The 13,042-nt window shown below is 44.9% G+C and carries 13 protein-coding genes; 8 read left to right on the forward strand and 5 right to left on the reverse strand.

The genetic code is table 11. The annotated features are described in order from the left end of the window. Window positions 1–93: 93 nt before the first annotated feature. Together MHH92_RS04075 and MHH92_RS04080 are read left to right on the forward strand one after the other, a co-directional pair. Window positions 94–663 (forward strand): SF0329 family protein, encoded by a 570-nt coding sequence (locus MHH92_RS04075; protein ID WP_047840534.1) that lies wholly within the window; start codon window positions 94–96, stop codon window positions 661–663. 170 nt (window positions 664–833) lie between these two features. Beyond that, window positions 834–2,000 carry a cobalamin-independent methionine synthase II family protein gene (locus MHH92_RS04080; protein ID WP_340902098.1) on the forward strand — a complete coding sequence of 389 codons (1,167 nt, stop codon included), beginning with the start codon at window positions 834–836 and terminating at the stop codon, window positions 1,998–2,000. A 190-nt stretch (window positions 2,001–2,190) separates the two neighbouring features. Here MHH92_RS04080 and MHH92_RS04085 read toward each other — a convergent pair whose 3' ends face one another. Together MHH92_RS04085 and MHH92_RS04090 are read right to left on the reverse strand one after the other, a co-directional pair. Further along, window positions 2,191–2,769, reverse strand: coding sequence for a GNAT family N-acetyltransferase (locus MHH92_RS04085; RefSeq protein WP_340902101.1), 579 nt, complete (start codon window positions 2,767–2,769; stop codon window positions 2,191–2,193). A 44-nt stretch (window positions 2,770–2,813) separates the two neighbouring features. Further along, window positions 2,814–3,575 (reverse strand): TVP38/TMEM64 family protein, encoded by a 762-nt coding sequence (locus MHH92_RS04090; protein WP_340902103.1) that lies wholly within the window; start codon window positions 3,573–3,575, stop codon window positions 2,814–2,816. 159 nt (window positions 3,576–3,734) lie between these two features. Between MHH92_RS04090 and MHH92_RS04095 the strand changes: the two genes are divergently transcribed. Both MHH92_RS04095 and MHH92_RS04100 read left to right on the forward strand, forming a co-directional pair. Beyond that, on the forward strand, window positions 3,735–4,427 hold the full coding sequence (locus tag MHH92_RS04095) for a response regulator transcription factor (RefSeq protein ID WP_340902105.1): 693 nt from the start codon (window positions 3,735–3,737) through the stop codon (window positions 4,425–4,427). Then, the gene (locus tag MHH92_RS04100) at window positions 4,420–5,763 is read left to right on the forward strand and encodes a HAMP domain-containing sensor histidine kinase (protein ID WP_340902107.1); all 1,344 of its coding nucleotides are present in this window, start codon (window positions 4,420–4,422) and stop codon (window positions 5,761–5,763) included. The genes MHH92_RS04095 and MHH92_RS04100 overlap by 8 nt, the downstream gene beginning before the upstream one ends. A gap of 194 nt (window positions 5,764–5,957) precedes the next feature. On the opposite strand, the gene MHH92_RS04105 is transcribed toward MHH92_RS04100, so the two are convergent. Continuing rightward, window positions 5,958–7,493, reverse strand: a complete 1,536-nt coding sequence (locus tag MHH92_RS04105; protein ID WP_340902109.1) for a carboxylesterase/lipase family protein — start codon at window positions 7,491–7,493, stop codon at window positions 5,958–5,960. A gap of 112 nt (window positions 7,494–7,605) precedes the next feature. On the opposite strand from MHH92_RS04105, the gene MHH92_RS04110 reads away from it, so the two are divergent. Continuing rightward, window positions 7,606–8,415, forward strand: a complete 810-nt coding sequence (locus MHH92_RS04110; RefSeq protein WP_017690624.1) for a helix-turn-helix transcriptional regulator — start codon at window positions 7,606–7,608, stop codon at window positions 8,413–8,415. Between the two features lie 2 nt (window positions 8,416–8,417). On the opposite strand, the gene MHH92_RS04115 is transcribed toward MHH92_RS04110, so the two are convergent. Further along, a complete protein-coding gene (locus tag MHH92_RS04115; protein WP_340902111.1) occupies window positions 8,418–8,621 on the reverse strand; it encodes a hypothetical protein in 204 nt (67 codons plus the stop codon). Next, on the reverse strand, window positions 8,622–9,785 hold the full coding sequence (locus tag MHH92_RS04120) for a glycoside hydrolase family 27 protein (protein WP_340902113.1): 1,164 nt from the start codon (window positions 9,783–9,785) through the stop codon (window positions 8,622–8,624). Window positions 9,786–10,055: 270 nt separating this feature from the next. Between MHH92_RS04120 and MHH92_RS04125 the strand changes: the two genes are divergently transcribed. The 3 genes from MHH92_RS04125 (at window position 10,056) to MHH92_RS04135 (ending at window position 13,003) form a co-directional block, all read left to right on the forward strand. Next, the gene (locus MHH92_RS04125; RefSeq protein WP_150364492.1) at window positions 10,056–10,871 is read left to right on the forward strand and encodes an AAA family ATPase; all 816 of its coding nucleotides are present in this window, start codon (window positions 10,056–10,058) and stop codon (window positions 10,869–10,871) included. A gap of 32 nt (window positions 10,872–10,903) precedes the next feature. Continuing rightward, window positions 10,904–11,599 carry a DNA alkylation repair protein gene (locus MHH92_RS04130; protein ID WP_340902118.1) on the forward strand — a complete coding sequence of 232 codons (696 nt, stop codon included), beginning with the start codon at window positions 10,904–10,906 and terminating at the stop codon, window positions 11,597–11,599. Between the two features lie 222 nt (window positions 11,600–11,821). Continuing rightward, window positions 11,822–13,003 carry a DUF4317 domain-containing protein gene (locus MHH92_RS04135; RefSeq protein WP_036668338.1) on the forward strand — a complete coding sequence of 394 codons (1,182 nt, stop codon included), beginning with the start codon at window positions 11,822–11,824 and terminating at the stop codon, window positions 13,001–13,003. Window positions 13,004–13,042: the final 39 nt, after the last annotated feature.

Consider the following 13,042-nt stretch of genomic DNA (forward strand, 5'->3'; position numbering starts at 1 on the left):
ATTTAGATGAATGTTGATACTGGAGACGGATTGAAAAATATTTGAAATGATCGCCGTAATTCATGCGGTAGGCTTTTGATAATAGGAGGATCTATGTCCTGGAGTAAATTGAAGCAACAACTGGAGAGTTTTCTTAGTCCTGCGTTAGTTGGAAGGGTGGAGTACCGTGCCACCAGCTATAGCTATTCACCTGATAAATCAGGCAATTGTTATATTACTGTAGATAAAAAGAATGTACTCAACATGAGTGATACTACAACCCCAATTCGATGGTATCAGTCAGAGCAGGAGATCAAGAGCGACCCGGAAATCATGATTCCTGTGAGCGATGAAGAGATTGAAGCTATCAGAAAAGATTCCAAAGGACCCATTCCCGAGGATCGTCTTCAAGTCATGGCAAGAAGTAGAAAAATCTCCGTACTTGCCAAAGAGCTTTTGTTGGCGCAGACCGCACTCAGTAAATCGAATTTTACCGTTGCAGCTACGACGTACCTATCAACTTCTATAGAGGATAATCTGGAGAGCAAGGATATCTTGTTTAATATTCTGGCTTTAATGGACAGACGAGTTGGCAAAAAGAGAATTCTGAACATGTCGGAGCAGGTCAAATTAAAGCATCCAGCCGTTCAGTATTTTTATGAACTGCGTCGTCGTACGGTGTGAAATTGAATAACGTTCACGGATAGAGGTATACTGTGTCGGTGACGGTTTCACTGAAATCTGGCTAATAAGTGGATATAGCTTTTAACTATAACCAGTTATGGTTTTTTAGTATCCCTTCTAACTGCTCTCAGCGTGATATGATCATTGTATACAACGAGGGGGTTTTTTACATGACTGATAAGTTCCAGATCGTAGGAAGTTTATTGCGGCCGGATGAGCTGCTGAAATATAAAACGCAAATTGAACATAATGATGATATCCAATATCCGTTCTATGAAAACTACGAAGGATATGAGAAGTGTGAGATAGAGGCAATCAAACAAGTTGTCGCTAAGGAAATCGAACATAACTTGTCCGTGGTTACCGATGGCGAATTCTCCAAATCGATGTGGCATCTGGACTTTGTATGGGGATTTGGCGGAGTGAAGCGTTACATCGCGGATCACGGCTATTTTTTCAGAGATGTGGACGGAACTTCGAAATATGAAACACGCAAAGATATTGGACTGCGCATCACTGATAAATTGAGTGGAAAGAACCATCATTTCATTCAACTGTTCCAACAACTGCAAGACACGGCTGGCGAGCAACAAACGAAACTTTGCGTACCGTCTCCTTCCCATATCTTCGGTGAGCTTTCCTGGTCGGATAACATTGGTGGAACGGATTCTGTATATCAAAACATACAGGAGCTCAAAGAGGGTCTTGTGATCGCGTATAAAGAATTCGTGGAGGAATTCGCTGCAGTGGGCGGTAAAATTTTGCAATTCGATGATTGCTTGTGGGAACTGTTTGCAGACGACAACCCGAACTCTCCTTTTACAGGGGAAAATATTAATCAAGATGAAGTAAAGGGTCTCGCTACCGAATTCATTGATATTAATAATACCGTGATTGACTTTGGTCATAGCCTTGGCTTGAAAATGTGGACACATAACTGCCGCGGCAATTATGATTCCCGCAACATGGGTGGTGGATCGTATGCCAAAATTGCGAATCTGTTCCTGAAGCAATTGAAGTATGACCGTTTCTTCCTGGAGTGGGATGATGATCGTGCGGGTTCAATTGAAGCTCTGGAAGTGTTCAAGGACAGACCTGAAACGGAAATTGTACTGGGTCTGTTGTCATCCAAAACGAGTACACTCGATGATGAAGCGCGCGTTGTCCGTTTGCTGGACGAAGCTTCCAAAATCATCGATAAGGATCGGCTGCTGTTGTCTCACCAATGCGGCTTTGCATCTTGTTATGGAGGTAACGAATTAAGCGAGGCTCAGCAATGGGCGAAGATTGATCAAGGGCAGAAGATTGCAAAGCAATATTGGGGCAGCACCGTCTAGAATTCAAGTTGAATGTATTATGACCTTATAAACACATTGCTCGAACAATAGTGTTCTGCACGATAATAAAACGGCGACTTTTCCTCTGGAATCTATCCAGGGAGAAGCCGCCGTATTTGTTGTGGAACGTACACATGGGTACGTTCTCATTTCTATAACTTTTTTAAATTAATGATGGGGCTGTCATTTTTTATTTCTGCGATTCACGCTGTGCCAGCCATTCCTTTTTCAACAAAGCATATTGATACGTATTCTCGTATTTCGGTGTGCCGTCCTCATTTTTGACAAATGAAATGAACTCCAAAAAAAGACCTTCCCGACGCATGCCCAGCTTCTCACACAGTTTCTGAGAACGGAAGTTATCATCCTCGACATAGGCGTACAGTCTTCTGATTCCCTGTTCCATAAAGAGATTTTCGATGAAAGCATTGGCGCTCTCACTGGCGTACCCTTTCCCTTCAAATCTGCCATTAAAATTCCAACCTATACTATACGTATCTGAATTCGAATCTTTATCCGTATCGGAATCCCGATCTTCCCTCATACCAAACAGCTCACCGATCAACTCGTTACTGTCTTTCAGGCAAACCGCGATGTGGGAATCGTCACTGCTTCTTTTTGCGACCTCTGCCGCCGCATCTTCCAATGTTGAAATTTGTTGATCCATAAAACAATTCACTCTGGGATTTGCTGCATATTCCAACAGTCCGGCTGCGTCCGTTAAGGTGAAATTTCTCAGGATTAATCGATTGGTTTTAAGTATTTGCATAAGATGATATACCTCCGGTTTTCATATCAATAGATTGGCTTTGTTCATGTTGTATCTCTTTTTATTTTACGAGACTCCCTATTCGTACTATAACTGGGTATAGCCTTGGCTTTGGCTTTGGTACTGTCTGACCGGGAGAACAATCCCACCAATTTCTCCCTATAGATATAACCGAGTACAAACCCGATTACAGCGATAACAGAAATAATAATGGCGATTGTGTATTGTTGCATATGAATTGTGGACCCTACAACGGTAGATGCGATGATCCACGGCAGACGACCGACGATAAGGATCGTGAAGAATCTAAACGAACTAATCGATGTAAGTGCGGCGACAAATACAAGCATGTCTTTGGGCAAGCCGGGAATTACGAAAAAGATGAATAAAAAAGCGGAGAACTTCTTCTCATCATGAATTAACGACATCCACTTATTATTTTTCTTTTGCATTAGCCGTGAAATATAAGCGCGACCGATAAAACGAGTAAAATAAAAAGCAATCGCTGAGCCTATAATCAAACCTATTGTAGTATACAAGGACCCGAGTGTAACCCCATAGATATAACCGCCTGCAATCTGTACCACTTCTCCTGGAATGGGTGCAACCACGATCTGAAGAATCTGGAATAAAATAAACATGACCGGACCCCAATGGCCTGTTGAATGAATATACGCTCTGAAGTTGTCCATGGAAGACATGATTTTAATAAGGGCAGGAGAATAATACACCAGTAGACCAATGGACAACATGATGAACAGACCCAACAATATGTTAATCATTACTTTTTTCGAAGTTTGTGGCATACCTGACGACCCCTTTGTCTAATAACTTCTACATATTTACAGTATAAGACGAAATTATTAAGAGATACCTACATAACTTCTGAAGAATTCTTAAGTCGATTGTATTTGCTGGTAGTCGCTAATAGCGCATATTATACTGAAATTAGACGGAGGGATCAGATGAGCAAGAAAATTCTAATTGCTGATGATAACAGTGAAATTCGTGAAATTGTAAGGATTTTGTTAGAGAGTGAGAATTATGAAGTGTTTGAAGCGATAGATGGTCAAGATGCGATTGATAAAGTGAACGAAGAGACGGATCTCATTATTTTGGATATGATGATGCCCAATAAATCGGGGCTGAAGGCTTGTCTGGAGATTCGTGAAAAAACAAGCGCACCGATCCTGTTTCTCACGGCGAAAACGCAGGATTCTGACAAACAATTGGCATTTTCCTCAGGCAGTGATGACTTTTTGTCCAAACCCTTTTCCTATACAGAACTTGTTTCGCGGGTGAAGGCCTTACTGCGACGGTATTATGTATATCGGGGCAAGGAGAAGACCGAAGAACAGGACCAAATTATCGTTAAGGATCTTACCGTCCATCAGGATTCAAAAGCCGTGTTTGTTGGAGAGAAGGAGATTGCTCTAACTGAAATTGAATACCAGATTTTGCTGCTGTTGGCTAAGAAGCGACGAAAGGTATTCTCGGCAGAAAATATATATGAGAGTGTTTGGGGGCAACCCTACTTTTATACGTGTAATAACACGGTCATGGTTCATATTCGTAACTTGAGAGGCAAACTGGAGGATGACCCGCAGAACCCTAAATATGTGAAGACCGTTTGGGGGAAGGGGTACAAAATTGAATAGATTATTAATCGGAAAAAAGCTGAAGATTAAACTGGTTCTGGCGGTTGTCATTTCTTTGGTCATTTCCATAAGTGCACTCGTTATTTTACAAGTTGTTGGCGAGACTGTATTGGATAGTTATTTAAGCAAATCCACTTTTGTAGAGAACAGGCAGCAAGATGCGCTTGATCGATTCGAAGCATTTGTGGATAACCAGAACGTGTCAACCCGTGATCATGAGCAATTGTCTGCTTGGATAAGACATGAGCGCTACTTAAATCTATATATTTTTGCAAAAGACAAATTGATATTTTCCTCCAACACGGAGATTGATCCTGCCATCAATGAAGAGTTGTTAACTCAATTCGTGCCATCGAAAATACCCATCACCACCATCCATTTTGCGGATCAGGATGCCCAGATATACTTGGTTAGCTTTTATGAGTATCAATATTACAACCTCATTCTGATTATTGGTGTTTTCATAGCGGCCATTGTGTTCATTGTTTCCTTTCTACTGATGATTAATAAGAAAACATCTTATATTGGCGTGCTTGAACAAGAGATCAAAATACTCGAAGGTGGAAATTTGGATTATTCGATTACGATATCGGGAAAGGATGAACTGTCATCTCTGGCCCAGAGTATTGATGAGATGAGGAAATCATTTGTGGAGCGGCTGGGCAGCGAGGAGAGGGTCAGGATGGCCAACCGTGAATTGATCACGGCGATTTCCCATGATTTGCGAACGCCACTCACGATTCTATTAGGATATATGGATATCATAGAGCTCAACAAATATAAGACACATGAGGATCTGTTGCAGTATATTCATAATAGCCGGGAGAAGGCCTATCAGATCAAAGTGCTGTCGGACAAACTATTCGAATATTTTACGGTATCCTCTGCCGCTGAAGAAGAGGAAGTAGAATTTGAAATGTATGAGGGCAGAGCGCTTATCGATCAACTCATAGATGAGCAATTAGTGGTTTTGGATGATATAGATGTGCAGGTTCAGACAGATGCACATCATGAGGAGTTTTTGCTGGAAATTAATCTGGTCGCCATGCGTCGCGTAATGGATAATATATTTTCAAATATTCGAAAATACGCCGATCCAGGGCATCCCGTTCATATCCAGATTTCTTTGAAGCAACAATGGGTCATTCTTGGGGTGGAGAATAAGATTAAACGTGTTGGCAAAAAGAAAGATAGCAACGAAATTGGACTCGTTAGTTGTCAGAAAATGATTCAGCAACACAACGGGACGTTGACGGTGTCGCAGGAAGAAGATACCTTTTCATTACAGATTACGCTACCTGTCATCTTCAACAAACCAACACAGACTCATATATAACGAATCTCTTGGAATGATGCTGAATGTTCGTGGGATTCCTTTGGCTGCCTGATTGTTACCTTAGGCATCTGTAGTGGGGCAACTTGCTAAATAGGCATGGGCGAATGAACATCGCTCTACCATTCAAACTATACAAAAAGAGCCATGCGACAGCATGGCTCTTACATATATCGTGAGAGGGCAAACCTCATGTTTTAAACAACAGGTGCATTCTGTTTCTTGAAATATTGTTCAATTAAAAACGCGAGCATCGGTCCGGGCTCAGCCTTCTGTAATTGAGCCTGATCGCCAAATTCTATTAGATACGGCTGTTCCGTAGTACAAGGAGTCCAATGAGGCATCAGCTTTCCGGTGGAGTCCGAACCGTTTGGGTCACCTGTAGCAATAAAGTTGGATAAGTAATTACACATCTGGCGAGCCAGATCATAATGCTTGCCTGTGAAAGGCCGCCAGCATTTGGCAAGTGTTTCGAAGAAAAACCACAGATCAACGGAGTGAAAAGTACCTGGCTGATCCCAGCCCGGAATCTCGGCGTCGAAGTTATAATAGTAGAGAGGCGTTTCAGACGGATGACCGCTGTTCGCGCGGATGGCGAGCAGAATGGCATGTTGGATCATGCGGACCGATGCTTGTTGCAGAGCATGTTCGATTTGGCCGGAATCAGCCTCACATAGTTGCAAAAAGGCAGGAGCATCCTCGCCAAATAGCTCCACAGCCATCTGCTTCAGTTCTTCCAGATTGGCTGCGGCGGGACGGGTCCAAAATTCGGAAGACGTATGGCCCAGCATTACGGGGATCGCCTCGCGCTCCTGCTGAACAAAACGAGTAAACGGATCGCCTGCGCAGAATTGTTCGTCGATGACGGTTCCCCAGAAGCTTTTGTATTCGAGTGCTTTGTCACGGAGATATTCAGCATCCAGTTGTCTCGCCTCAGCCAGGGAAGATACACCCAGGAAGCCGAAAAATTCAACCCCTGCTTGCTCTGCATCCCTTAGTGTGGAGCGGACAGAAGGCACGCGGACCTTCGGGTACAACTCGGTAGCTATACCGCTCATGATGACGGCTCGCTGGAACAAGCCTTTATTTTGAGGAGAGGTCATCTGGCTGAGTACACTTCCTCCGCCTGCCGACTGTCCGCCGATGGTGATCTGGTCTGGATCACCGCCAAAGGCGGCAATGTTGCGTTTGACCCACTGGGTACCTGCTTGTTGATCAAGATGACCAAAGTTGGCGGGTGCATGTGGGGATTCGGTACTAATCTCAGGATGGCACAGGAAGCCAAAGGCATTCAGTCGATAATTAATCGTCACAACGACAATACCTCTACGAGCGATTCGCTCGCCATCAAATTCCATTTCGGCCGTATGGCCGACTTGCAGGCCCCCGCCAAAATACCAGACAAAAACAGGCAACTTCTCGTCCGTACGCTTGGCGGGTGTCCAGACATTCAGATACAGACAATCCTCGTCCATGGGCAGGTCGGGATCAACGGCCCATTCGCGGGTATAGATATTGTTATCATCGATGACTGTTGGGGCTTGCATGGAGATGGGGGCAAAATCAAAAGCTTGCAGTACACCTTCCCAGTTCGACTGCGGTTGCGGAGCGCGCCAGCGGTTCTCACCTACAGGAGGTGCGGCAAAAGGAATTCCCTTGAAGCTGGTAATCCGCGGGTCCGCCGCGGGCAGTCCTTGCACTTGTCCATGTTCTACCGTAACCATTCTAAGCATACAACATTCTCCTCTCTGGATTTAGCATGTAAGCGTTACCGAGCATCTGATCAACGATATATAAGATAAACCTAACGCCAGAACAGGGCGTCTTAGAAAGGGGGAATCAAGGTTGAATCCGATTTGGCATGAGAGCAGTAGAGCCAGTAATTTGTATTTTATCAGCGGTGGTCACAAGCCAGCTAACCCTCACCAATGGGGGCCAGGCGTGCGTGACGTTTATGCGCTGCACTATATTATCCGCGGCCAAGGGACGCTGGAGACGGGCGGCCGCGTTTTTCGGCTCGTTACGGGGGAAAGCTTTATCATATTTCCGCAAAAGGAGATTTACTATTATCCAGACCCGCAAGATCCATGGGAGTACGTCTGGGTGGAGTTTAGCGGTGAGGATGCCGGGCGGTTGCTGGGGCTGACACAGCTCTCAGAGGTACAACCCGTGGTGACGGTCTCGCCGGAGACATTGCAGCCTTTTTTCCACCTTGCCTGGAACGCGGGTGCATCATCTTATGAATTACTGCGGGCGGATGCACGTTTGCGTCTGCTGCTCTCCTACTATATGGAGCATTATCCGAAAGAGCCGCAGGTGGACGCCAAGGATTATGTCTGGCTGGCGAGAAAGTACATCGAGCAGAACTACTGGAAGCCAACATTGACCGTCACCGAGATCGTAAAGGCAGTTAATCTGGAGCGCAGTTATTTGTTTCGTCTGTTTAAGGCAGCAACCGGCAAGTCTGTTTTGGAGTATATTACATCCTGCCGAATCGAGCGCGCCTGTGAACTGTTGAAAACGTCGGGCCTGCCGATTCAATCGGTAGCTTATTCTGTCGGCTACAATGATCCGTTATATTTTTCCAAAGTATTTAAGAAAGCAACTTCACACACGCCAACATCGTACATGATGCTGCACGGGACCAAGGCATAACGTTAACGGAACAGGGCGCAGTTCCCGGACTCTCGGAAATAACGGATCAGCTTCTCAATAGGCTCACGTCCACAGTTCAGCTTCACTCCTATACAATCAATGCACAGAAATTGCTGGGCAGAGTGCGAGATCAACTTGAGGTAGATGCCCACATCGTCTGAAGAGAGCGGGACCTGACAGGAGGTGCACAGGCGATGTTGAGCCATCTATTTCACCAGTTTGGCACGCACAATTAAACAATCATGTGCTGCGACAACGGGAGCGAAGCGTTCACGGAATACACCAAGCTTTTGATGTTTCCAGCAGTCATACAGGGACAGCGCATAACCGGCAGCGTAAGGCAGACCCATATCCCAAAATTGCAAAGACAATTCCCGTTGGCTGTCACTCAGGTTGAAGAAACCAATAGCTAGATCACCATCTGTGAGTACCTTCACCAGCATAAATACATCGTCCGTGTGAAACCATTGCGGTTCTGGTTTAATGCGGTAAGCTCCGCGCGCTTCTACATCCTGATTGATAGCGATCAGGTCAGGATTCAGGAGAATATCTTTTGTGATCTGGTTAGCCTTGCGCACGTCACATCCGATCATTAATGGGGAACCCATCATGGACCAGAGTGAGAAGTGGGTTTTATATTCGATGTCGTTGCATCCGCCGATGCTGCCAATATAATCATTGTTGCTTCCACCGTACATACCAACAATCAGCATATCCATGTCGTTATGGCAGAAGGAGCCGGTGTAGCTTTGTTTGCCCAATTGAGACAGGGCAAGTTCCTTCACTGAATCCCAATTGTCACGGATATCGCCGGTGGAGCGGTACATATGAGCCCCCGATTCGCGAATCCAATCGTATACATCGTCAGCTCCCCAGTTGCAGGCGGAGAACAGGATATCGCGTCCGCAGTTTTTGAGCGCAAGGCTCATCCGTTTGTACAGCAGTTCTCCTGAGATATGGCGCGGCTTGAAGCAGTAATCATACTTCAAATAATCAACGCCCCATTCGGCAAAAAGGACAGCATCCTGGAATTCATGCTCGAAGCTGCCTGGATACCCGGCACATGTATGTGTACCCACGCATGAATACATGCCGAACTTCAGTCCTTTGCTATGGATATAATCAGAAAGCGCTCTCATTCCACTCGGGAATTTATCCGGGTCAGCCACCAGATTACCGCTTACATCCCGTTCCTTCAGGCTCCAGCAATCATCAATGACAATATACTCGTAACCAGCGGCCAGATAACCTTCCGATACAAACACATCAGCGACATCCCGAATTAATTGTTCGTTAATATCCCACGTAAAGGTATTCCACGAATTCCAGCCCAGGGCAGGGGCGAAGCCTAACACTTGATTGTTGCTCATGCTCTCGCATCCTTCCTCATCTCGATTTTTTTAACAACACTAAACTGAACATAAACGATGAGCGACGTATCCTGCCATAGCTTAACGTTGCTTGGACATGGACATATGTTGCTCTGCTTGTGCTGGGGGAATTCCCTCTTCCAATCAGGCTCTGGGCAGGTATTCAGAAGTTGCCGGTAGAAGCATAAGAAAGGAAAAATGTCTGTCTGCGAAGAAGTTATATCTATCTTTTCAGGGATCTGTGCGAAACAATGGATAAGGAGTGAGTCAATGATTTATCTAAGCAATTTCAAGTTGTCTTCGCAAATTTCCGGCAACCCCAATATATATCCTGATCATGTATTCAAACATATCTCAGGAGAAGTCCTTATTTTTGATCGAGTCACTGTGCTCTATGGCAGCAACGGCTCTGGCAAATCCACCCTGCTGAACGTGATCGCCAACAAGTTGGGAATTACAGGTTCTGAACGAATGACAACGTATGGAAATAGCGCCTATGTGCAGCGTTTTCTGGATAAGAGCAGTTATGAGCTTGGGCGTGACGAACAGGAGCATGTCATCCGGCAACTGCCAGAAGGGAGCCGATACATCAAGTCAGAGGACATTTTATATGAGATCAAGAAAATTCAGCAAGCAAATGTGCTCCGCGAAGGACTGTTGTATGAACAGTCTCAACAAGGAATGAGCAAGGCCGAGACAGAAGAGTTAGCGCATTCCTATGCATTCAAGAAAAAGCTGGATAACATTCAGTTTTCTCAGGAAAAATACTCCAATGGAGAAACCTCCATGCAGTTTTTCGAAGAGTACCTGCTTCCGGGCCAATTGTATTTATTGGATGAACCGGAAACATCGCTTTCTCCTGTTAACCAAATCAGACTGGCGGAGCAAATCAATGAGTTGGCACGATATTTTGACAGTCAATTTATCATTTCGACGCACTCGCCCTTTGTTCTGGGGACGCTCCATGCTAAAATTTACAATCTAGACAGGACGATTTTGCAAACGGCAGAGTGGTTTGAACTGGACAATGTGCGGTTTTTCTACCATTTTTTTGACAAACATAAGCGTCTGTTCGATCAGGAATGAAATTAATTAAATAGGATGGGGAGTGTCGCGAAATGAATCTAGATGAAGTGATGCAAGAGCTAGAAGCGCTGGGTAAAGAACGAACGAAAAAAATCTATATCTCTAACGGTGCGCATGAACCGCTATTTGGCGTGGCAACCGGAGCGATGAAACCAATGGCGAAGCGGATCAAAAAGGATCAGCCTTTGGCGGAGCAACTATATGCAACGGGGAATTATGATGCGATGTACTTTGCGGGCGTGATTGCCGATCCTCAAGCGATGACGGAAGCTGATTTTGACCGTTGGATTGACGCTGCTTATTTTTACATGATATCTGACTTTATCGTTGCTGTGACGTTAGCCGAGACAGACATTGCGCAAGAGGTTTCCGATGCGTGGATTGCTAGTGGGGATGAACTGAGAATGTCAGCAGGATGGAGCTGTTACTGTTGGTTGCTCGGCAGTCGAAAGGATGCTGAGTTTTCGGAGAATAAACTGATGGAGATGCTGGAACAGGTGAAAAAGACGATTCACGAATCTCCGGAACGAACGAAATATTCGATGAACAATTTCCTGTATACCGTTGCAACATCCTATCAACCGTTGCACGATCAGGCAGTGGAGATAGCCAAGGCTGTGGGACCTGTCGAAGTGAACAAGGACAAGCTGCTGAATGCCTCTGAGAATATCCAAAAGGCAGTGGATAAAGGGCGGACGGGGTTCAAGCGTAAATATGTAAGATGTTAATGGGAATCGCTGTAATAGACTAGAACATCAGGAGATATAACACATGCAGGAGGTGCTCGTATGAACGTAGAGAGTGTCTCCCTTTTTGTGTTGTTGTGAATATCACGTACTTGGGTAACTGAAATCTAGTAATCGTCAAGCTACAACTTAGTCAACAAATTTTCTGTCGATCCTTTATACTAATAAAGCCAGAAACATATCTAAGGAGTTGCCGAATCCAATATGAATAAAAAAGAAGTCGCGCATATACGCAAGCAGTTTAAACTCGATCACGATCTACTGAATATTTACGATATTCTCAACGTGTATATTACGAAGGAAACGAATGAGGTCTATCACTGGGAGCGTCACCCGTTCGAACTGGTGGACAGAGAGAAGCAGGAGCTGTACATGGGCAATTTCAAAAAATTGCTGACAGGTGATTTGGATCAGAAGTTGTTCGAACTGAAGTTCCAGGAAGCGGCGGAGGACCCGGCGCAAGTACTACTTCACCAGGCTTTGGTAACAGGTGATCCGGATGAATGGCAGGATCTGATGCTGCTGCTCGTGGATCGAATGTTGGTGGATACGAAGTTTGAGCGGGATATGGTAGCTACGTTTGTGCGTGGACAATATTATCTGCCGACCAAGGCTAGAAACGAAGCTACGGAAGAGAGTGAGAAGAATGAGGTGTTCGCTCATCCGTTCATTCTGTGCAGCGTGAATTCCACGGAGAAACAGCGGAAAACACTCTTGTTTGATTACGTGGAGAGAGAATTCAAATACAACATTATTGTCGATCCGATTATCAAATTAAGCACGCCAGAGCAAGGATTCCTGTACCCTAGCGTAACGGACAACTACTCCGATGTGAATCGTGTACTGTATTGTACAGGGAAATCTAATTTCCCAGATCCGCATTTTGTTGAAAATGTATTGAATGGAGAAAGATCCGTTACCGCACTGGAAGAACGGGCAATCTTCGAAGATATCGTCAAGGAAGTGGCTGGTGAACAGCTAGATTCAGCCACCATTGCACATGTATACGAGGAGATCAACCGAGTCATCGAAATTAACGAAGAGTCCCATGAGGAAGAACCTCCGAAGCTGGATTATAAAGATCTGGAACGTGTACTGACCGCAAGCGGTATAGAGGATCTGACAACGGAGAAAGTAGAACGTGCCTTCGAAACGATCGTTGACAACAAGAATTATGAGATGAAGGCGACCAGTGTTATGCCGAAGTTTACGTCCAAGTCCATTAAGATCGAGACCAAGGTTGCTACGATTTCGGTTAGCCCGCAAGACCTGAGATATGTGAAACAGGTGAATTATCAAGGCAGACGTTGCATCATGATTGAAGTGGACGAAGATGTCGTGATTGAAGGGTTTACCCTTAATACAGAAAAACTTATAAATGAGTAATTGATTCTAGACCATGATGATGTAAAATCATCCGACCAG

The organism is Paenibacillus sp. FSL M7-1414, assembly GCF_038003195.1.
GTDB lineage: Bacteria > Bacillota > Bacilli > Paenibacillales > Paenibacillaceae > Paenibacillus > Paenibacillus amylolyticus.